The following is a 20,541-nucleotide window of genomic DNA, read 5'->3' on the forward strand; positions in this document are numbered from 1 at the left end:
CGCCGATAACGGCGCACCGGAACACGGGACTATTCCGGCAACAACACGTCACCCGAATCGAGAGCCTGGGGCGAGTATTTTCCGAGCGCGCTGATGAGCATTCGCATTTCGAGTTCGACACAGCGGATCAGCCGGATCAGCCCCACCTCCGGTTCTTCCTCCGCGGCCAGCAACGCGGCCCGGCCGAGACCCGCCGCGGTCGCGCCCAGTGCGAGGCTCTTGACGATCCGGGAGCCCTCCCACATCCGGCCGCTGACCAGCAGGCACGACGACTGTCTCCCGACTCTCCGCAGGCACTCGCCCAGCGGCAGCCCGACGTGGTCGAGGAACGGTCGCGGCGCCCAGCCGGTGCCGGCTTCGGCACCGTCGACGGTCACCGCGTGCGCGCCGCTGTGCCAGGACAGCAGCGCCGCGTCCAGGACATCCCGGCCCGGATGCAACTTGACCCAGACCTTGGCCCGCGGAAAGTTGTTGCGTATCAACCGGATCTGGGACCGGAGGATGTCCTCGGTGAAGGTTCCCGGGCTGCTGCTGCGCAGTGCGATGCGGTCCTCGCCGCCGGAAAACTCCTCCAGCACGTAGTAGTCGGCGACCCGCTCCGCCTCCGCGCCGCCGACCATCGTCATGCCGCCGAGCCCGGGTTTGGCGCCCTGCCCCACCTTCAACTCGAAGGCCAGCCGCCCGGTGTCCAGGAGCGGCTGTACGGAAGGGTCGCTGTAGGTCAGGTTCCACACCTCGGCGTCGGCGTCCTCGGTGCTCTGCTGGATGATCACCCCGCCGAACTCGTCGGGGACCTCGTCGAGGTAGGCCCGGATCCTCGTCAGCAGGGACCCTCTTTCGCCTCCCGGCACACGGCCGTACCCGTTCATCGGGACGATGTTCTCGCCGATCACCATGGGTACCCCGAGCCGGCCCGCCTGCCTGCTCACCGCCAGCCCCACATCTCCCACCGCCACCTGAGTCGATCCGAACGCGGACACGTAGACGGGCAGCGGCGAGCGGAACCCGCCGATCGTCGTTTCCAGCACCACGTCCCCGTACATCGGCTCCCGGCCGAGTTCGATCAGCTTCTCCATGCGCTGGGGCATGAACACCGGCGGTAGCAGCCGGGCGGCGTCGATCAGATCGGGCCTGCCGCTCCCGGCGCCATCGGGGGTGGCGCCGAACAGCACCCTGCCATAGGTCCCCGCGGGTGGAAAGGCACATGCGGTTCCGCATCGGGCCCGCTCGCGCACTTCCTCCTCCGGAAAGCCCCATGCTTGGAGCATGCTCACGGCGAAACCACACCGGGTATCTTCGGGTAGGCGCTCGCGCGCCACACCGCGTCGAGGCCACACACGTACCTGGTGAACCGCTCCAGGCCCAGTCCGAAACCGGCGCTGTCGGGAATGCCGTCCCGTACCATGTTCAGATACCACTCGTACTTCGCCGGGTTCTCCCCGGTCTCCCGCATCCGGGCCATGATCCGCTCGTACTCGAACTCCCGCTCGCTGCCGCTGGACAGCTCACCGTATCCTTCGGGCGCGATGAGATCGAAATTGTTCAGCCTGCCCGGTTCGGTCCTGCTCTCCCGGTCGTAGAACCCGCGGGACCCCTTCGGATAGTCGGTCAGGAAGAACGGGCGGCTCGCCTTCCGGGACAGGATCTCCTCGCCCGGCCAGTCGATCTCCGCATCCGGATTCTGGTCATGCCGGTCGCCGCGCAGCGCGTCGACGGCCGCCGCGTGCGGCATCCGGTCGAAGGGGAGACCGAGGAGCAGTTCGTTGAAGGCGCCCGGGTCCCGGCCGAGCGATTCCAGTTCCGCGGGCAGGTCCCGCACCACCTGGCCTACCACGTGCATGACCAACTGCTCGGCCACGCGCGTGATGTCCGCGCGGGTGGCGCCGGCCATCTCCACGTCGATCTGGTGGAACTCGGCGAGGTGCCGGTGTGTCGCCGAGGTCTCCGGTGGCTCGAGGCGAACGTTGGGCGCGATGAAGAAGATCTTGTCGAAGCCGACCAGGGTGGCCTGCTTGTAGAGGATGACGCTGGCCATCAACTTGTACCGATGACCGTAGTAGTCGATGTCGACCTGTTTCGCGCCGCGAACAGCCGGATCGGTGACCGGGCCGATGAGCGGCGGCAGGAATTCCATGAACCCTTCCCCGCGGAGGTACTCGCGGGCCGCGGACAGCATTTTCTGCTGGACGGTCAACACGGTGCGAGTCACCGGCGAGGACAGGTGCTCCCGAGGCAGCGGAGGCACCCGCCGCGTTCCCTCACCCTGTTCACGATTCATCGGTTCACTCCCTCGAGTCGGGTGCGTGCACTGATCACTGTGGACAGTCTTCCGACACCGGCCTCGAACTCGTCCGGGGTCAGCGACTGGAACGGCAGCCTCAGGAACAGCTCGCCCGGTGGCCGTCGTTCGGCGCGGGGATAGAAGGCCGAGCCCGGGATGAGCGCGAGTCCCTCCCGGCTCGCTCTGTCTATAAAGGACTGTTCGTCCTCGTCAACGGAGAGCCGGACACCGATGTAGTACCCACCACCGGGCACGGCCAGCATCGCGTCGCCGATCATGGCTCGTACGGCCGCTTCGGCCGCGTCGTGCCGTGGCCGCAGAAGGTCCACGATCCGCGCGACATTCTCGTCGACGATGCCCAAGCGCAGACAGCGTGCCGCCACCGCCTGGCAGAGCGGAACCGGCGACAGATAGACGCCTTCGGAAAGCGTGGCCAGCGTACGGGCGGTGTCACCGTCGCTTACCGCGTAGCCGACCCGGAGGCCCGGGCTGAGCACCTTGCTCAGTGAACCGATGGTGATCACGCGCGCGCTCCCGGCGATCTCCCCCAGGCCCGGCGGCGGGGTCCCGTGGAATCGAATCCGCCGGTAGGGGATGTCCTCGAGGACGGTGAACCCGTAGACCTCGGCCAGTTCGACAAGCTCTCGCCGTTTTTCGCCGCTCAGCGTGACGCCGCTGGGATTCTGGAAGTCCGGGATCGTGTACAGCACATCCGGTACCTCGTCCCGCAAGCGGTCACGCAACCGCCCGATGTCCATACCGTCGGACTCCACGGGTATCGAGCTCACTCGCGCGCCGTGCCGCTCGAAAATGCGCGCCGCTCGATCGTAGGTCGGCCCCTCCACGTACACGAGTGGGGAATCACCGGTCAGCAGGCGGGTGGCGAGCAGATCGAGCGCCTGCAGCGAGCCGGTGGTGACGACGATGTGATCGGGATCGGCGTTGTGGGCCTTCGCCAGCTGCTCGCGCAACGCCGGATCGCCGAGATAGCTGCCGATCGGCGGGTACTGGAACATCGTGGGGCCGAACTCGTCGAGCACGGCCCGCACCTGCTCCGCCAGCCGGTCGCCCGGAATCGCCTCGATGGGTGGGATGCCACGGGAAAAGCGCAGCACTCGCCCGGTGTGTTCGCTCATCGGATTCCTTTGTTCTCCAGGGGCGCGGACCAGACACAGTCCCGCCGAACTTCCGATACCGAAGCCAGCCCGAGCTGAAGGAGAACGTCGGTGATCTCCCGCCGGAAGGTCGCGAGCACCGCCTCGACCCCCGCCTGACCGGCCACACGCAGCCCCCACAGGTAAGGCCGCCCGACGCAGACGGCGTTCGCGCCGAGGGCGAGCGCCTTGACCACGTCGCCGCCCGAGCGGATCCCGCCGTCTACCAGGAGCGTGCATTCGTCACCGACCTCGGCGGCGATGGCGGCCAGCGCGGGCAGTGCCGGTGTCACGCAGTCGAGCTGCCGCCCGCCGTGATTCGACACGACGACACCGTCCACGCCGGCGTCCACACAGCGGCGGGCGTCTTCGGCCCGCAGCACACCCTTGACCAGCAACGGCAACTGCACCCGGGCCCTGATGCGGTCCAGATCGCCCCAGCCCAGCGGGATCCGGTCGATCCTGGCGTCGGGAGGTACCTCGCCGTCCAGGATGCCCAGCAGGCGCAGCGTGCCGAAGTCGACCTCCGGCGGGACCCGGAATCCGGCACGGCGCGCGGTGACGCGCTGGGGCCGGTGATAGGCGTCCACGGTGAGCACGATTCCCCTGGCGCCGGTCTCCTCGGCCATCGCGATCATCTTGTCGATATGGGCGTGGGACCGGTACGGATATACCTGGAACCAGCAGGCCGTACCGCCCGCTTCGGCGATTCGCGGAAACGGGAAATGGCTGTCGGAACTCACCACGGAAACCGTGCCGGCACGTTTCGCGGCGCGGGCGGTGGCCAGTTCGGCCTCCTCGTGCAGAATCCGCTGCGGACTGGTGGGTGCCAGGATCACGGGCAACGACAGGCGCTGCCCGAACAGCGAGACCGCCGTATCCGGCCGGGACCCCGCGTCACTGAATATCCTTGGCCGGAACCAGAATTCGTCGTAGGCGGCGATGTTCGCGTGCACCGCGCGCTCCTCACCGGCGCCGCCGGCCAGGTAGGCCCACCCGGCCCGGTCGAGGCTCGCTCCGGCCGCCCGCTCGTAGTCGGCCACTGTCATGAACGCCGTCAAGTCCACGTTTTGCCGCCCTTGTTCGTGTCGTGTTCCCCGGCCGCACCAGATTAGGTCGGCGGAGTTATCGGGAGCTTTTCGTCGCGATTTACCCCATTCGCTCGGAACCGCCGGGGTCACGTCCGTCACCGGCCCCGTCCGGCGATTCCGCGAAATGGATTCAAAATTCGGCGCGACTACCGTCTTCGGCACAACTTTCGCCGTTGTCCGGTATCATCTGGAGGTCGTCGTGTCGTTGCACGCCGCAGAAATGCCCAGCTATCCGCTGACCGTCGGTGAGCGGCGCGCTTTCCACCAGCTGGCCGCCACGCTGGCCTGCCGGTTCGACTCCGCGCCACAGGAGACCGTGATCCCCGTCGAGGGGGTCCCGGCCGGCCTCGCGGCCTTCGTCTCGCGCTTCGCCAAGGATTCCGGCCGCCACGGTTTCGCGGTGATCCGGGGTATCGCCATCGACGCGCTGCCACCCACCCCGGACTCCTACACCACGGGGTTCCTCACCGGTCACAGCACCAGCGGATATCTGCTGCTGGTGGCCGGGCTGCTCGGCTCGCCGGTGGGCTACGCCGACGAAAAGGGCGGCACGCTGATTCACGAGGTGCATCCGGTGCGGGGCGAGGAAGCCCGCATCGAGAACACCGGCTCCCGCGAATTCGGTTTCCACACCGAAAACGTGCACCATCCGCTGCGCCCGGACTTTCTCGGCCTCCTGTGCCTGCGCCAGGATCACGCCGGCCTCGGCGCGGCGCGGTTGTCGTCGGTGCGCGAGGCAGCGGAAGGGTTGCCCGCGGAGACTGTCGCGATCCTCGGAAGCCCCGTCTTCCGCAGCCTCTACCCCACCTCGTTCACCCGTGGCAGCTCGGGAGCGCGCCCGTCCAGCCGGCCGCATCCGGTGATCTCCGGCCAGGACGACGGCCTTCTCATGCGGTTCAACGTGCACAACACCTACTCGCACGAGTCGCGGGGCAAGGCCGCGCTGCGGGAACTGTCCGCCGCGCTCGACGCCAGTTGCCGGGAGGTCTTGCTGGAACCGGGCGACCTCATCCTCATCGACAACCACGTGGCCGCCCACGGCCGGTCGGCTTTCACCGCGCGCTACGACGGCAACGACCGCTGGCTGCGCCGTTTCTACTCGCTGCGCACGGTGCCGGCGTGGATCCGTGACCACATGCCCGCTCCGCGAGTGCTGCCCTCGGTCTCCGAGGTTTGCCGGCTCGCTCGTGCGTAGATGTTCCGCGCCAGGTCACCGCGGCCGGGTCACCGCGGCCGGGTCACCATCCGGTGAGGCAGGGGCGGCCGTCCGGGGACATGCCCAGTGTGCCGTCCCGGATCGCGTCGCGCAGCCTGCACAGGCGCGCGCTCGGCTCGATGCCCAGGTCCGTCAGGAACAGCTTCCGGGTGGCCTGGTAAACGCTGAGCGCCTGGGTGCGACGGCCGGCCCGGTAGAGTGCGATCATCAGCTGTTCGCGGGGTCGCTCTCGCATGCCCCGGTCGGCGACCATCGCGGTCAGCTCGCCGATCACCGCCCGATGCCGGCCCAGGTCCAGGTCCAGTTGCACGCACTGTTCGAGCAACTCCACCCGGCGTTCCTCCCAGCGCACGATCTCCGGCGCGAGCAACCGGCCGCCCAAGCCCGGCAGGACCGGTCCGCGCCAGCACCGCAGGGCCGCGCGCAACTCCGCCAGTGGCTCCTCCCGCTCCCCCCTGGACTCCGCGTCCCGTACGCGCGCGATATGGGACTCCACCCGTAGGGTGTCCAGCTGTCCCGGTTCGATTCGGATGAGGTAACCCGGCGACCGGGTGATGATGAACTCGCGCGGGGCTCCCGCCGCCCGCAGCCTTCTGCGCAGGGAGAGCACACAGATCGCGATCTGGTTGGCCGGGTTCGCCGGCAGGTCGTCGTCCCACACCGCGGCGGCCAACCGGCCCGTCGACACGATTTCGTTGGGATGAAACAGCAACGCGGCCAGCGTGGCCATTTCGCGGTGCGCCTTCACTTCGACCGCGCGGCCGCCGACCCGCACGTCGAGCGGCCCGAGGAGACGAAATTCGACCGAATCCGCCATGGTGCCCCCAATCTACTCGGTCGCCGGGACGTGGTCGGCGCGCACTTCACGACTGTCGCCGACGCTATGGCGCGCCCTTTTCGTCTGTATATCGTGACCCGGCGCACGGGCACCGCGGTCCGCTGACCAGCCACTAAGGCGACATGACACCGGCGTTCGTCCGATGCCGAGTACGTTTTGGCCGTGTGGCAGGTGCGCCGAGCCCACAAAAACATCAGGACGCGGACGTCCGGTCGCGCACACGCCGGTTTGACCGACCTGCGGACGTGCGCCGCTGCTCTGCGGAGGTGACCTTGCGACCATGACTCAGCTGGTTTGGGGATATCTGGACGAATACGAGCGGGAACGGGACGACATCCTGGACGCGGTGGACACCGTCTTCCGGTCCGGCCGGCTCGTGCTCGGACCGAGCGTGAAGCACTTCGAAGAGGAGTTCGCCGCATATCACGGCGTTCCCCACTGTGTCGGGGTCGACAACGGGACCAACGCGATCGTGCTGGGCCTGCGCGCGCTCGGAGTAGGTCCTGGCGACGAAGTCATCACGGTTTCGAACACAGCGGCTCCGACCGTCGTGGCCATCGACGCGGTCGGCGCGACCCCGGTCTTCGTGGACATTCACGGCGACACCTGCCTGATGGACGTCGAACAGGTGGAATCGGCGATCACCGACCGAACCCGGTGCCTGCTGCCGGTGCACCTGTACGGCCAGTGCGCCGACATGGACACGGTGATCGCGATCGCCGAAAAGCACGGATTGACGGTTCTCGAAGACTGCGCCCAAGCCCACGGCGCACGCTATCGAGGCCGGCTCGCCGGAACCATGGGCAAAGCCGCGGCCTTTTCCTTCTACCCCACCAAAGTTCTCGGCGCCTACGGCGACGGTGGTGCGACCATCACCGGCGACGCGACGGTGGATGGAAATCTCCGCAGGCTGCGCTACTACGGCATGGAGCAGGTCTACCACGTCGTCGAGACACCCGCGTACAACAGCAGACTGGACGAGGTGCAGGCGGAGATCCTCCGCAGGAAACTGCGCAGGCTCGACACCTACATCGAAGCACGCCAGGCCATCGCGGCACGCTACGCCGAGGCACTGGCCGGCACCGAGCTGGTCCTGCCCCGGATCGCCGACGGCAACAGCCATGTGTACTACCTCTACGTCGTGCACCACCCGGCCCGGGACAAGATCCTCGCCGCGCTACGCGAGCGCGGCATTTCGCTGTCGATCAGCTATCCGTGGCCGGTGCACCGCCAGCGGGGTTTCGCCCACCTCGGTTACCGCCAGGGCGCGCTGCCGGTGACCGAACGGTCGGCGGAGGAGATCTTCTCGTTGCCGATGTACCCGTCGCTGTCGCGCGGTGACCAGGACAAGGTCATCGACGCCCTCCTCGATGTCCTCACGATGATGTGAAGGAAGTACGGCGTGACCGAACGAACAAGGAGATCGCCGGACGACGTGGTCCGGCCCGCCCGGAACGAAGTGCTGGCCGACGCCGGGGAGTTCCGGCGCTGGTGGTCGGACCGGCACCACACCGGAACCTTCGAAGTGACCAGGGTGCCCTTCGCCGACCTCGAGCCGTGGAGCTTCGACCCCTCGACCGGCAACCTCAGCCATGCCAGCGGCCGATTCTTCACCATCGAGGGGCTCCAGGTCGAGACCGGCGGCCTGGCCGTGCGCGCCCAGCCGGTGATCAACCAGCCGGAGATCGGCCTGCTCGGCATCGTGGCCAAGACGCTCGACGGGGTGCCGCACTGTCTCATGCAGGCGAAAATGGAACCCGGCAATATCAACACGCTGCAACTGTCCCCGACCGTGCAGGCCACCCGCAGCAACTACACCCAGGTGCACCGTGGCCACCGGACCCGCTACCTGGAGCATTTCCTGGGTGCGGACCGGGGCGAGGTGGCCGTCGACGTCATCCAGTCCGAGCAGGGCTCGTGGTACTGGCGCAAACGCAACCGCAACATGGTCGTGCACGTCGCCGGAGAAGTGCCGGTCAACGACGACTACCGGTGGATACCGCTGCCCCTGGTCTACGACCTCCTCCGTGTCGACAACCTCGTCAACATGGACGCCCGCACCGTGTTGTCCTGCATACCACCCAGTGACACCATCGCTCCCCACGTCCGCGAGGACGACCGGGACGACGACCGCGCGCTGCACGGCCTCGGTGAGATCCTGAGCTGGCTGATCGAGGCGAAAACCCGCTGCGACTGGAGCACCCGCTTGGTCCCGCTGCGCGACGTACCCGGATGGCGGCGCACCGAGGACGAAATCGCCGACCCCGGCGGCCGGCATTTCCGGATCATCGGTGTCCAGGTCGCGGCCGGGAACCGGGAGGTCACGACGTGGCGGCAACCGCTGCTCGCGCCGCACGGGCCTGGCCTGGCGGCGTTCGTGTTGTCCCGGATCAACGGAGTGCCGCACCTGCTGGTGCAGGCCCGGCCGGAGATCGGCCTGCTGGACATGGTCGAGATGGGACCGACGATTCAGCTGCTGCCCGGTGAGGACCCTTCCTCGGTGGGCCATCCGCTGTTGAAAGAGATCGCGCTCGGCGGGCTGGGCCGCCCGCTCTACGACGCGATGCTCTCCGAGGAAGGTGGCCGCTTCTACCACGCCATGACGCGCTACCAGGTGATCGAGGTGGGCGAGGACTTCCCGGTGGACGTGGCCGACAACTTCCGGTGGGTGAGCATGCGCCAGCTCATGACGCTGCTGCGGCATGGGCACTACGTGAACATCGAGGCACGCACGCTGCTCGCGTGCGCCCAAGCCCCGCGTGACCGAGGAGACTTCCATGCAGGTACGTGAACTCGCCGTCGAAGGCGCTGTCGAATTCACCGCCAAGGCCTATCCCGATGACCGCGGATATTTCGTGTCGCCGTTCCAGGAGGAAACCTTCATCGCCGCGACGGGAAGACCCTTGTTCCCGGTGACGCAGACGAACGTCAGCAACTCCCGGCGCGGAGTGGTGCGCGGTGTCCATTTCACCGTCACCCCGCCGGGAGGCGCCAAATACGTTTGCTGTGTGCGCGGGCGGGCGATCGACATCGTGGTCGACCTCCGGGTCGGATCACCGACCTTCGGGCGGTGGGACAGCGTGCTCATGGACCAGGAATCCTTCCGCGCGTCCTACTTTCCCCTCGGCGTCGGACACGCCTTCATCGCGCTCGAGGACGACACGGTGATGAACTACCTGGTTTCGCAGAGCTATGTGCCGGAGTGGGAACTGGCCGTGTCCGCCCTGGACCCGGAACTCGGGCTGCCGATTCCCGCCGACATCGACCCCGTCATGTCCGACCGTGACACGGTGGCCCCCACTCTGGCCGAAGCCCGGGCGGCCGGTCTCCTGCCGGACTACCGGCAGTGCCAGGAACTGACAAGGAAACTGCATGCGATCGACTAGCGCGGACGAGCGCAGGACCGTCGTGCTCGGTGCCTCCGGCCTGCTCGGTACCGCGATCACCAGGGAACTCGCGGCGCGTCCGGGACGACTCCGGCTGGTCGGGCGGCGGGAACCGGCAGTGCCCGCCGCGCCCCGGGCCGAAGTGGAGATCCTTCGGGCCGACCTCACCACGCCGGGCGAACTGGCGCGAGCGGTTTCCGGTGCCGGCGCGGTGGTGCATCTCGTCGCGCACACCACCGGGGCGGGGCAATGGCGGACGGCGGAGAACGACCACACCGCCGAACGCCTGAACGTGGGCTTGATGTGCGACCTGATCGAGGTGATCCGGGCACAGCGGGCCGCCGCACCGCCCGCCGTGGTGTTCGCCGGGTCGACCTCGCAGGTGGGCAGGCCGACCGCGCCGGTGCTCGACGGTGGCGAACCCGACCGGCCCGTCACCGAATACGACCGGCACAAGCTCGCGGCCGAACGTGCGCTGGAGGCCGCGACCGCCGCGGGAATCGTCCGCGGCTGCACACTCAGGCTGGGAACCCTGTTCTCCCAGGGCACCGGGCCGGGCTCGCTCGACCGCGGGGTGGTCGCCGCCATGATGCGCCGGGCGCTCGACGGCCGGCCGCTCACCATGTGGCACGACGGCAGTGTGCGGCGCGATCCGATCTGCGTGGACGACGTGGCGCGCGCGTTCGTCGCCGCGCTCGACCACGCGGACACGCTGGCCGGGAAGCACTGGCTGATCGGCACCGGGCGAGCCGTCTCCGTGCGGAACCTGTTCACCGCCATCGCGGCCGCGGTGGCGGAACTGACCGGAAAACCGCCGGTCCCCGTGGTGTGCGTGGAACCACCGGAGGAGTCGGTCGCCGGCGACCTGGTGGACTTCGTGGCCGATCCCTCGGCCTTCCGGAACGCGACCGGATGGTCCGCGCGGATACCGCTGCCCGACGCGCTGGCACGCCTGGCGAGCTCCTTCGTGGCGGAACGGAACCTCCCGTCCACCGGCCGGTGAAGAGAAGACGGTGCGAGGAGAAGCCGTCACTGTGCCCTTCGTGACCAATCCGGCCACAGTCACGGCTATCCGGCTTGTGTGGCAACGGTTGCGCGCGGCCCGGGGTCTGCCTTCCTTCGGCCGGATTGGTAAAACTGAAAAACTGGGGAATCAAGAATGTCGATCCAATTGGAGTTTTTCCTGTTAGGCGCGCTCGAGGCCCGGGTCGGCGCCCGTCCGGTGGTGGTGGGCAGTCCACGGCAGCGCACCATCCTGGCCATGCTCCTGTTGTCCGCGGATCGGGTGGTTTCGGTCGACAGCCTGATCGAGGCGGTCTGGAACGGGAGCCCGCCTGCCACCAGACGGACGCAGGTCGCGATCTGCATCGCCGCTCTGCGCAAGGCGTTCAAGGCCGCGGGCTATCCCGGCGAGGTGATCGTCACGGCGGCTTCCGGCTACGTGCTCCGCTCGGCCGAACACCGCATCGACGCGGTCGAATTCGCCGCCGCGGTGCGGGCCGCGCACCTCGCGGTCGAATGCGGGCAGATCGCCGAGGCCACCGACCTGCTGGGCCGGGCACTGAGTCTGTGGTCCGGACCGGCGCTGGCCGGAGTGACCGGATATCCGGTGGAGACCGAGGCCGCGCGGCTGGAGGAACAGCGTCTGACCGCCTACGAGATGCGGACGGCGCTGCAGCTCGAACAGGGCCAGCATGGTCCCCTGATCAGCGAGCTCGCCGCGATGGCCCAGGAATATCCGCTTCGCGAACAGGTTCGCGCGCAACTGATGCTCGCGCAGTACCGGGCCGGCCGGCGGGCCGAAGCGCTGGAGACCTTTCGCACCGGACGTGACCACCTCGTCCGGGAAATCGGCATCGAGCCTGGGCGGGCACTGCAGGAACTGCACAACGCGATCCTGGCCGACGACCCCTCGCTCGCCCTGCCACGGCACCTCGGCATCCAGGTCGGCGACGCGCTGACCCCCGCGCAGCTACCGCCGGATCTTCCCGGTTTCATCGGGCGGCGCGAGGAGTTGCAGATCCTCGACGGGCTGCTGGCGGCCGAGACCGGGAAGGCGCCTGCCGTCGGCGTGGTGATCGGCGCGGCCGGCGTGGGCAAGAGCGTCCTGACCCTGCACTGGGCGCATCGCGTCGCACACCGGTTCCCGGACGGTCAGCTTTTCGCCGACCTCAACGGCTATGACGAGCATGCCCGGCCTCGCGAACCGCACGCGGTACTCGAGGTTTTCCTGCGCGCCCTCGGGGTCCCGGGTGAGCGGATCTCCGACGATCTTCATGAGCGCGCGACCCTCTACCGCAGCCTTCTCGACCGAAAGCGTGTTCTGGTGGTCCTGGACAATGTCCGCGGCCCCGAGCAGATCCTCCCGTTGCTGCCGGGCAGCGGCCAGTGCTGCGTGGTGGCCACCGGACGCGGCGAGGTGGGCAGGCTGCTCGGCGGGCACGGCACGACCCAGGTCCGGCTCGGTGTCATGGCCGAGCGGGAGGCCGTGGAACTGCTGGACGTCGCCATCGGTGACAGCAGACCGGCCAGCGAACCGGAAAGTGTGGCCAAACTCGGGGAGCTGTGCGGCCGCCTGCCGCTCGCACTGCGGATCTCCGCGACCAAGCTGGCCAGAAAGCCACATTGGACGGTCAAACACCTGGTGAGCCGGCTGGAGGATCACCGGCGCCGCCTGGACGAACTCGACGCGGACAACGATCTGCGCAACAGCTTCGAACCCAGCTATCGCGACCTGAGGCCGAACGCGGCACTGATGTACCGCAGGCTGGGCCTGCTCGATCGCGCGAATTTCGCGCCGTGGGTGGCCGCCGCACTGCTCAATACCGATCTGGGCCACGCCGAGGAACTACTCGAGCAACTCGTTGACGCCCAGCTGCTGGACGTCGGTTCCGGCAGGTTCACCGTGCGGTACCAGTTGCACGAGTTGCTGTGGTTGCACGCTCGTGAGCACGCCTTCCGCGAGGAGACCCGCACACAGCTGCGAGCCGCCAGTGAACGTGTGCTCAGTGGCTGGCTCGCGCTCACCGCGGAGGCGCACCGGCGCGACGTCGGCGATACCCTGCCCGTCCTGGCCGACGTGTCGCAGCTTTGGCACTGGGATCACGACTACCTCAACGAGTTGTTGCGTGAGCCCCGGGCATGGCTCGAGCAGGAACGCGCATCGATCGTGGCCGCGATGAACGAGGCGGTGCGGCTGCAGCTGGGGAACCTGGCCGGCCGCTTCACCGACACCGTGAGCAAACTGTTCCCCGGCCACGACGCGATGTGCGTTCTGTGACGCTCGTGGCGCGAGCTTCGTCAGGGCGGTCAGGAGGTGGACGACGTCGGGCGCGGGGCCGGGACGATGAGCACCTCCTGACCGCTCGCGGGTTCGATCCCGCGTCCGAGGGAAGCGGCGTACTGCCGCATGAGATCGAGGAACCGGTAGCGACCGGGCACCGGTTCCTGCAGCATGTGCGCGTCCACGAGGTCCTCGAGCAGCGCACCGGCGGTCTCGAGGCCGACACCGGCCAGGGCGGCCGCGGTGCCCGTGTCGAAGTCGCGGTCGGGGCAGGTGCCCAGGAGCCGGAACATCCGCTGCTGCGCCGTGGTGAGATTGCGGTAGGAGACGCCGAACGCGGCGGCCACCCCGCGATCGCCCGTGGTGAGTTCGGCCAGCCGTCGTTTCCCGTCGCGAAGCCGGTCGGCCAGGTAGCCGATCGTCCACACCGGACGGTTGCGCAGCTTGACCGCGGCGTTCCTGATCGCCAGCGGGAGGTACCCGCAAAGCCGGGCCACCTCCTGCACGGCATCCCGTTCGGCCACCGCGCGTTCCTCGCCGACGATGCGCGCGAACAACGCGGAGGCCTGCGACGGAGAAAGCGGGTCCAGGGACAGATGTCCAGCGCCTTCGAGTTCCGCCAAGCGATGGCGGCTGGTGACCAGTGCCAGGCACCGTGCCGTGCCCGGCAGCAGCGGCCGTACCTGGGTGGTGTCGAAGGCGTTGTCCAGAACCACCAGGACCCGGCGCGCGGCCAGTTCGGCACGCCACAGCGCGGCCCTTCCGTCCAGCCCGTCCGGAATGACCGCGGCGGGGACGCTGAGGGCGCGCAGCAGGTTTTCCAAAGCCGTCGACGAATCGAGCGGACCGCGGCCATGGGTGTGGCCGTGAAGGTCGAGATAGAGCTGCGCGTCGGGGTAGTTCCACGCGAGCCGGTGCGCCAGGTGCACGGCCAGGGCCGTCTTGCCGACCCCCGCCATGCCGTCGATGACCTGTACCGTGGCCGCGCCCGTCCCGGTGGCCCGCGCGTGCCCGGCGTCCGGCAGATCGCCGAGCACGCACAGCACTTCCCGCTGCCTGCCGGTGAAATCGACGACGTCGGCGGGGAGATCGTTGCGTCTGACGAACCGCTTGGTCAGGGTGGATCTGGCCGGACCCACGTCACCACGCAGGATCCGCTCGTGCAGTTCCCGCAGTTCCGGGCCGGGATCGATGCCCAGCTCGTCGGCGAGCCTGCGACGGACGTCCTGGAAGACCGCCAGCGCCTCCGCCTGGCGGCTGGCGCGGTAGAGCGACAGCATGAGCAATGCCCACAGATGTTCCCGGCCGGGATTGACCGCCACCAGATCCCTGAGTTCGGCGATCGCCTCGGTCGTCCGGCCGCGGTCGATCGAGATCTGCGCGCGCAGTTCCCTGGCCGTCAGATGCAAGTCACCGAATCGCCGCCGCTGGGCCTCCACCACGGGCCCGTCGAGCCCGGTGAACGGGTGGCCTTGCCACAGCCGGAGCGCGGTGTCCAACTGCGTCCCGGCCGCAGGAAGGTCGCCGTGCTGGTAACGCTTCTGCGCGCCGACCAGATGCCGTTCGAACATTTCCAGGTCGACCAGAGCCGGATCGCCGCGGAGCAGATACCCCGAGCCGGTGGAGACCAGCACTCTGCCCGGCCAGCCCACCCCGCGGTCCGGTTCCAGCAGACGGCGCAGCCTGCTGACATAGGTCTGCACCGCGTTGCGCGCGTCCCGGGGCATTTGCCCTCCGTGCCACACCGCTTCGATTATCGTCGCCACCGGTACCGGCCGGTTCATTTCGACCAGCAGCGTCGCGAGCACGGACTGCTGCTTGTGCCAGCCCAATTCGACCTCGCGGCCCGCTCGCCGCACGCTCAGCGGGCCCAGCGCCCGGTACCGTATCCGATGGTCCATCTCGTTGCCGCCCTCACGAGGGATCGGCACATTCTTCGCCACGCTGCCCCCAGCCGACGATGCGATCTTCGAACCTTACGATTCGCCATGGTAACCATGCGAGTGCGGTACGTCAGGGGGCAGGTGCCTTACCGGACTAGTCCGAATGACCGAAACCATCGTCGCATCGCGCGTGGGCCGACCACGGAAAGCGTGGCGGGAAATCGGAACAAGTCACCCGTTATCGGCCGGATATCACGGCTTTATCGCCTGACGCGACAGGCGTTACCCGCCGGTGATGCCGTGCTCTTCCGAGGTGGGCGCGGGGTCGCCGGTGGTGGACCGGGCGGTGTGCCGCCGGGAGCCGATCACAGCGGTGGCTGCGGTGACGAACGCGGTCGATGTGACGAGCGCCGGGGCGTGGGTGAGCAGGGTGGTGCCCGTCGCCGCGAGCAGCACGGCCAGCACGCCGCGCAGGAGCCGCGCGGGGATCCGGCCGGCGAGCAGGCTGCCCGCCACGACCGCGGGCACGCCGCCGAGCAGAAGCGGCCATGCCACCGACAGGTGGAAGTCACCGACCAGCAGGTGGCCGATCGCCGCGGTCACGACGATCGGCAGCGCCTGGACGATATCGGTCGCCACGATCGCCGACATGCGCAGCGCGGGGTAGGCGAGCAACAGGCACGCGGCCACCACCGAACCGGACCCGACGGAGGTGAAACCGACAAGCACTCCGGTCACGCCACCGAGCAGCAGCGTCGGCCCCCGCCGCACCGGGACCTGCCCCGGCCCCCGCCGCCCGCGTGGGTCCCATCGGGACAGCGCGACCACCATCACGGCGGCGACGGCGAGCAGAATGACGCCCAGCAGGATGGTGAGCGCCCGCTGCACCACCGGTGCCGTGCCCACGTAGTGGATCACCAGCGGACCGAGGAGACCCGCCGGAACGCCACCGAGCGACAACCAGCCGACGATCGGCCAGTGCACGTCTCCACGCCGCTGGTGCACCACGCCGCCGGTGAGTTTCATGCACGCGGCGACAAGCAGATCGCTGGACACCGCGGCCGTCGGCGGGAGTCCGAACACCAGCACCAGGACCGGCGTGAGCAGAGCGCCGCCGCCCACCCCGCTCAGCCCGACCAGAAATCCGGCAAGCATCCCGGCCGCGGTCAGCGACAACACCGGATCGCCCCCCTTTCCATTGTCTCCCCCGTTTGCGCGAAACCGGCCCCGGAGCATACTCCGATCGTCCGGGATCTCATTCCGCACAATGGGTTGATACCTGCCACTGGACCATCCCGCGCACGGAAGAACTCGTGTGTGCGGCCAAATGATGCCATGTTGACACCTCGGGTACCGACATATAGTTTCGACTTGTCTGAACATGGGGCACGGTCACCCACCTATTTCCTGACGACCGTTGTTTTGGGGGAGGTTGTTCTTACTGTGCCGTTTTCGCCGGACGAACCTGATCGCGTCGTCGTCGTTTCCGTCGTGAAAACCGGAACGCACCGCACCGAGGCCGGACCGTGCTGAGTCACCTACGCCGCCTGGAGGCCGAGAGCATTCACATCTTCCGCGAAGCCGTGGCGGAGTCGGAGAATCCGGTGCTGCTGTACTCGGTCGGCAAGGACAGTTCGGTGCTGCTGCACCTGGCGCGCAAGGCTTTCCACCCCGGACCGGTGCCCTTTCCGTTGCTGCACGTCGACACCACGTGGAAGTTCCGCGAGATGATCGATTTCCGGGACCGGGTGACCGCGGAACACGGGCTTCGCCTGCTGGTGCACCAGAATCCGGAGTGCGTACGCCGGGGCATCAACCCGTTCACCCACGGCTCGGAGCTGCACACCCGGCTGTGGAAGACCGAGGGGCTCAAGCAGGCACTCGACGAGCACCGGTTCGATCTCGCCTTCGGCGGTGCCCGGCGGGACGAGGAGAAGTCGCGGGCGAAGGAGCGGGTGTTCTCCGTCCGCTCGGCGGGGCACACCTGGGACCCGAAACGGCAGCGGCCGGAACTGTGGCAGCTCTACAACGCGCGCACCGGACCGGACGAGACGGTGCGAGTCTTTCCCTTGTCGAATTGGACGGAGCTGGATGTCTGGGCCTATGTGCATTGGGAGGCCATCCCCGTGGTCCCCTTGTACTTCGCCGCGGAACGTCCGGTGGTGCGACGCGACGGCCGCCTGATCATGGTCGACGACGACCGGATGCCGTTGGCGCCCGGTGAACGCCCCGTACCGACCAAGGTGCGATTCCGCACGCTCGGCTGTTACCCGTTGACCGCGGCGGTGCCGAGCGCCGCCGACACCGTTGCGGCGATCATCGCGGAACTGGCGGCCGCCACCACGTCCGAGCGCGCCGGCCGGGTGATCGACCACGACACGGCCGCCTCCATGGAGCGAAAGAAGCGCGAGGGATACTTCTGATGCTGACCGACACCGGCGAAGAAGAAGGCGCCGACGTGCTCGAGTTCCTGCGCGCGCACGCCGAGGCGGACCGGCTGCGGCTGGTCACCTGCGGCAGCGTGGACGACGGCAAGAGCACGCTGATCGGTCGGCTGCTGTACGAGTCCCGCGCGCTGTTCGCCGACCAGATCACGACGCTGGCCAAGGAGTCGGCGCGGTTCGGCACCCGCGGCGACGAGCTGGACTTCGCTCTGCTGGTGGACGGTCTGGAGGCCGAGCAGGAACAGGGCATCACCATCGACGTGGCCTACCGGTTCCTCACCACACCGCGGCGGCACTTCGTGGTGGCCGACTCCCCTGGGCACGTGCAGTACACCCGGAACATGGTCACCGCGGCGTCCACTTCGGACGTGGCGGTGATCCTGGTGGACGCGCGGAAGGGCGTGCTCACCCAGACCCGCAGGCACACCTGGCTCGTGTCGCTGGTCGGCATCCGGCGGGTGGTGCTCGCGGTGAACAAACTCGATCTGGCCGGGTACGCGCAGGACGTGTTCGACGGAATCAGTGCCGAGTACACCGAACTGGCGGCGAACCTGGGCGTCGAGGACGTGTCCGCGATACCGGTTTCGGCGCTGCACGGCGACAACATCGTGCGGCCGAGCGAAAACATGCCCTGGTATACCGGGGAACCGCTGTTGCGACTGCTGGAGGACATGCCGGTCGATCGGCTGGGCCAGGGGCCGCTGCGGCTGCCGGTACAGCGGGTCGAACGGCCGGACCCGGACTTCCGCGGCTACTCCGGCTCGATCTGCGGCGGGCGAATCGAGGTGGGCGACGAGGTGGCGGTGCTGCCCGCCGGGTCGCGGTCGCGGGTCACCCGGATTCTTTCGGCAGGCCGCGAAGCGGCGGCCGCGAGCACCGGTGAAGCGGTGACCGTGGTCCTCGCCGACGACATCGACGTCAGCCGGGGCGACCTGCTCTGTGCGGTGGACGACCGCGCGCACTCCGGGCGCCGGTTCACCGCCTGGATCGTGTGGATGGCGGAGGAACCGATGCTGCCGGGCCGCCAGTACCTGCTCAAGATCGGCACACTGTGCGCGGGCGCGCGCGTCGTCACACTGCACCACCGGGTGGACGTGGACAGCGGTGAGCGGCGGCCCGCTGCCGAACTGGCGCTCAACGAGATCGCGCTCGCCGAGGTCGCGCTCGAGTCGGCGGCCGGTTTCGACCGCTACGCCGACTGCCCCGGCACCGGCGGATTCCTGCTGATCGACCGGCTGACCGGCCACACCGCGGGCGCCGGGATGGTCGATGAGCCGAATACGCGGCCCGCGGAGGTGCACTGGCAGGACCTGGACATCGACAAGACGGCGCGCACCCTGCTGCACCCGCACCGGCCCTGCGTCATCTGGTTCACGGGTCTGTCCGGCGCCGGGAAGTCGACCATCGCGAACCTCGTCGAACGCAAGCTGTACCCCCACGGCGTCCACACCTACCTGGTGGACGGTGACAACCTGCGACACGGCCTCAACGCCGACCTCGGGTTCAGCGCCGCGGACCGGGTGGAAAACGTGCGCAGAGCGGCGGAGGTGGCCGCGCTGATGGCCGACGCCGGGCTGATCGTGCTGGTTTCGCTGATCTCACCGTTCCAAGCGGAGCGAGCCAGAGCACGGTCGCTGGTCGCACCGGACGAGTTCTGCGAGGTCCATGTCGACGTGCCACTGGCCGTCGCCGAAGAACGCGACCCGAAGGGCCTCTACCGCAAGGCACGCACCGGCGAACTTCCCGACTTCACCGGTATCGGTTCACCGTACGAGCCACCGCACCGGCCCGACATCCGGGTGGACACCACCGCGGTATCGCCGGAGGAAGCCGCCGACAAGATCCTGCGGATGTTGCGCGACAGGGGAACGCTGCCCGGCACCACCGCTTGAGTTCTACCCTTCGCCCCGAGTGAAGACCGGCTTGTCCGGCGGCGGTTCCAGCAATATCCCGATCGCATCGTCGTAGCGGAAAGGGCCGGACAGCATCGGCGACGGGTCCAGGATTCCGTCGCCGACAAGCCTCAGCACGTCGGGTACGTGCGGGCTGGCGTGAGGTGGACCGGTGACGAGGTTGATTCCCGTTCCGTACAAGGCGAAATAGGGCAGGCGCAACTCGCCGAAATAGACGGACCGGATGACGCAGGTGCCGCCGGGGCGCGTCGACAACAGGGCACAACGGAAGCCCGCGGTCGAGGCCGAAGCATCCACGACCAGGTCGAAGCCTCCGTCGAACCGGTCGGGATAGGCGTCGGCGGTGACGACGGCAGCGCCCGCCGCGGAAGCCTTGGCGCACCGTCGTTCGTCGACGTCAAGGTAGGTGACGTCCGCGGCCCCCAGCGCGATGGCGCTCAAGACGGTCAACAGCCCGAGGCTGGCCGTTCCCCCGACCACGAGCACCTTGGCGTCGGGACGGCCGGTGAGCGTCGGCCGGACAGCCTGAAAGGCGTCGGTGAGATTGTCGGCGGCCGAGGCGGCCAGGAACGGTTCGACGGCAGGCGGCAGCGGCGTGAGGTTGTGCCGGGCCCAGGGAACGCGTACCAACTCGTCGAACAACCCTCCCCACCGGCCACCGGCGGTCGTGCCGTAGGACGCGAGGCGCGGCACCGACGTGCACGTGCCCGGGAGGCCACGCCGGCAGTTCTCGCATGTGCCACAGCTGATGTGCCACGGGATGACCACCCGCTGGCCGACCCGGAGCGCCGAATCGTCGTCGGCGAGGTCGACGATCTCGCCGACCGCCTCGTGGCCGAGCGCGAAAGGGGGCTCGAAGGGCGAAGGTGACGCCACCAGCCGGCGGTCGAGGTCGCAAACGGACGAGGCGATGGGCCGCACCAGGGCGTCCATGGGTGCGGACAGGCGTGGCGCCGGGCGGTCCTGCCATTCCAGGCTGCGGGGACCGGTGAGGACGAGGCTCTGCATGGGGTCTCCCCGCGTGAAGTAGACGACGCTCTCTAGAGAGAGAA

General features: G+C 68.5%; 15 protein-coding genes and 1 pseudogene. 8 read left to right on the forward strand and 8 right to left on the reverse strand.

Annotated features, from left to right (window positions below):
* Positions 1–29: 29 nt before the first annotated feature.
* From ACFSXZ_RS05400 to ACFSXZ_RS05415, 4 genes are read right to left on the reverse strand one after another with little or no spacing between them, the layout of a single operon-like run.
* Positions 30–1,268 (reverse strand): glutamate synthase-related protein, encoded by a 1,239-nt coding sequence (locus tag ACFSXZ_RS05400; RefSeq protein ID WP_378262769.1) that lies wholly within the window; start codon positions 1,266–1,268, stop codon positions 30–32.
* Positions 1,269–1,270: 2 nt separating this feature from the next.
* Positions 1,271–2,278 (reverse strand): asparagine synthetase A, encoded by a 1,008-nt coding sequence (locus ACFSXZ_RS05405; RefSeq protein WP_378261845.1) that lies wholly within the window; start codon positions 2,276–2,278, stop codon positions 1,271–1,273.
* Positions 2,275–3,417 (reverse strand): aminotransferase-like domain-containing protein, encoded by a 1,143-nt coding sequence (locus ACFSXZ_RS05410; protein ID WP_378261847.1) that lies wholly within the window; start codon positions 3,415–3,417, stop codon positions 2,275–2,277. Before ACFSXZ_RS05410 ends, ACFSXZ_RS05405 begins: the two co-directional genes overlap by 4 nt.
* The gene (locus tag ACFSXZ_RS05415; RefSeq protein ID WP_378261849.1) at positions 3,414–4,502 is read right to left on the reverse strand and encodes an alpha-hydroxy acid oxidase; all 1,089 of its coding nucleotides are present in this window, start codon (positions 4,500–4,502) and stop codon (positions 3,414–3,416) included. Before ACFSXZ_RS05415 ends, ACFSXZ_RS05410 begins: the two co-directional genes overlap by 4 nt.
* A 244-nt stretch (positions 4,503–4,746) precedes the next feature.
* Between ACFSXZ_RS05415 and ACFSXZ_RS05420 the strand changes: the two genes are divergently transcribed.
* Positions 4,747–5,721: a TauD/TfdA family dioxygenase gene (locus ACFSXZ_RS05420; RefSeq protein ID WP_378261851.1), complete on the forward strand. Its 975-nt coding sequence runs from the start codon at positions 4,747–4,749 to the stop codon at positions 5,719–5,721.
* 43 nt (positions 5,722–5,764) lie between these two features.
* On the opposite strand, the gene ACFSXZ_RS05425 is transcribed toward ACFSXZ_RS05420, so the two are convergent.
* Entirely contained in the window at positions 5,765–6,559 is a 795-nt protein-coding gene (locus ACFSXZ_RS05425) for an AfsR/SARP family transcriptional regulator (RefSeq protein ID WP_378261853.1), read from the reverse strand.
* A gap of 301 nt (positions 6,560–6,860) precedes the next feature.
* On the opposite strand from ACFSXZ_RS05425, the gene ACFSXZ_RS05430 reads away from it, so the two are divergent.
* The 5 genes from ACFSXZ_RS05430 (at position 6,861) to ACFSXZ_RS05450 (ending at position 13,246) form a co-directional block, all read left to right on the forward strand.
* Positions 6,861–7,970 (forward strand): DegT/DnrJ/EryC1/StrS family aminotransferase, encoded by a 1,110-nt coding sequence (locus ACFSXZ_RS05430; protein ID WP_378261855.1) that lies wholly within the window; start codon positions 6,861–6,863, stop codon positions 7,968–7,970.
* Between the two features lie 12 nt (positions 7,971–7,982).
* Complete coding sequence (locus ACFSXZ_RS05435) at positions 7,983–9,371, forward strand: NDP-hexose 2,3-dehydratase family protein (RefSeq protein ID WP_378261857.1); 1,389 nt, start codon at positions 7,983–7,985, stop codon at positions 9,369–9,371.
* Positions 9,358–9,966: a dTDP-4-dehydrorhamnose 3,5-epimerase family protein gene (locus ACFSXZ_RS05440; RefSeq protein ID WP_378261859.1), complete on the forward strand. Its 609-nt coding sequence runs from the start codon at positions 9,358–9,360 to the stop codon at positions 9,964–9,966. Before ACFSXZ_RS05435 ends, ACFSXZ_RS05440 begins: the two co-directional genes overlap by 14 nt.
* Entirely contained in the window at positions 9,953–10,969 is a 1,017-nt protein-coding gene (locus ACFSXZ_RS05445; RefSeq protein ID WP_378261861.1) for an NAD-dependent epimerase/dehydratase family protein, read from the forward strand. Before ACFSXZ_RS05440 ends, ACFSXZ_RS05445 begins: the two co-directional genes overlap by 14 nt.
* Before the next feature lie 156 nt (positions 10,970–11,125).
* Positions 11,126–13,246 carry an AfsR/SARP family transcriptional regulator gene (locus ACFSXZ_RS05450; RefSeq protein WP_378261863.1) on the forward strand — a complete coding sequence of 707 codons (2,121 nt, stop codon included), beginning with the start codon at positions 11,126–11,128 and terminating at the stop codon, positions 13,244–13,246.
* 29 nt (positions 13,247–13,275) lie between these two features.
* Here the strand turns inward: ACFSXZ_RS05450 and ACFSXZ_RS05455 are convergent, their stop codons facing one another.
* Positions 13,276–15,192, reverse strand: coding sequence for an AfsR/SARP family transcriptional regulator (locus ACFSXZ_RS05455; RefSeq protein ID WP_378261865.1), 1,917 nt, complete (start codon positions 15,190–15,192; stop codon positions 13,276–13,278).
* A 222-nt stretch (positions 15,193–15,414) separates the two neighbouring features.
* Complete coding sequence (locus tag ACFSXZ_RS05460; protein WP_378261867.1) at positions 15,415–16,311, reverse strand: sulfite exporter TauE/SafE family protein; 897 nt, start codon at positions 16,309–16,311, stop codon at positions 15,415–15,417.
* A 344-nt stretch (positions 16,312–16,655) separates the two neighbouring features.
* Here ACFSXZ_RS05460 and cysD point away from each other — a divergent pair.
* Both cysD and cysC read left to right on the forward strand, forming a co-directional pair.
* Positions 16,656–17,555 (forward strand): annotated as a pseudogene (cysD, locus tag ACFSXZ_RS05465) (sulfate adenylyltransferase subunit CysD); the annotation flags it as partial.
* Positions 17,555–19,468: an adenylyl-sulfate kinase gene (gene cysC / locus ACFSXZ_RS05470; RefSeq protein ID WP_378261869.1), complete on the forward strand. Its 1,914-nt coding sequence runs from the start codon at positions 17,555–17,557 to the stop codon at positions 19,466–19,468. The pseudogene cysD and the gene cysC, both read left to right, overlap by 1 nt.
* A 3-nt stretch (positions 19,469–19,471) precedes the next feature.
* On the opposite strand, the gene ACFSXZ_RS05475 is transcribed toward cysC, so the two are convergent.
* Positions 19,472–20,497 carry a zinc-dependent alcohol dehydrogenase gene (locus ACFSXZ_RS05475; protein ID WP_378261871.1) on the reverse strand — a complete coding sequence of 342 codons (1,026 nt, stop codon included), beginning with the start codon at positions 20,495–20,497 and terminating at the stop codon, positions 19,472–19,474.
* Between the last annotated feature and the right edge of the window lie 44 nt (positions 20,498–20,541).

This window comes from Amycolatopsis pigmentata, from assembly GCF_042684065.1.
GTDB classification, from domain to species: domain Bacteria; phylum Actinomycetota; class Actinomycetes; order Mycobacteriales; family Pseudonocardiaceae; genus Amycolatopsis_E; species Amycolatopsis_E pigmentata.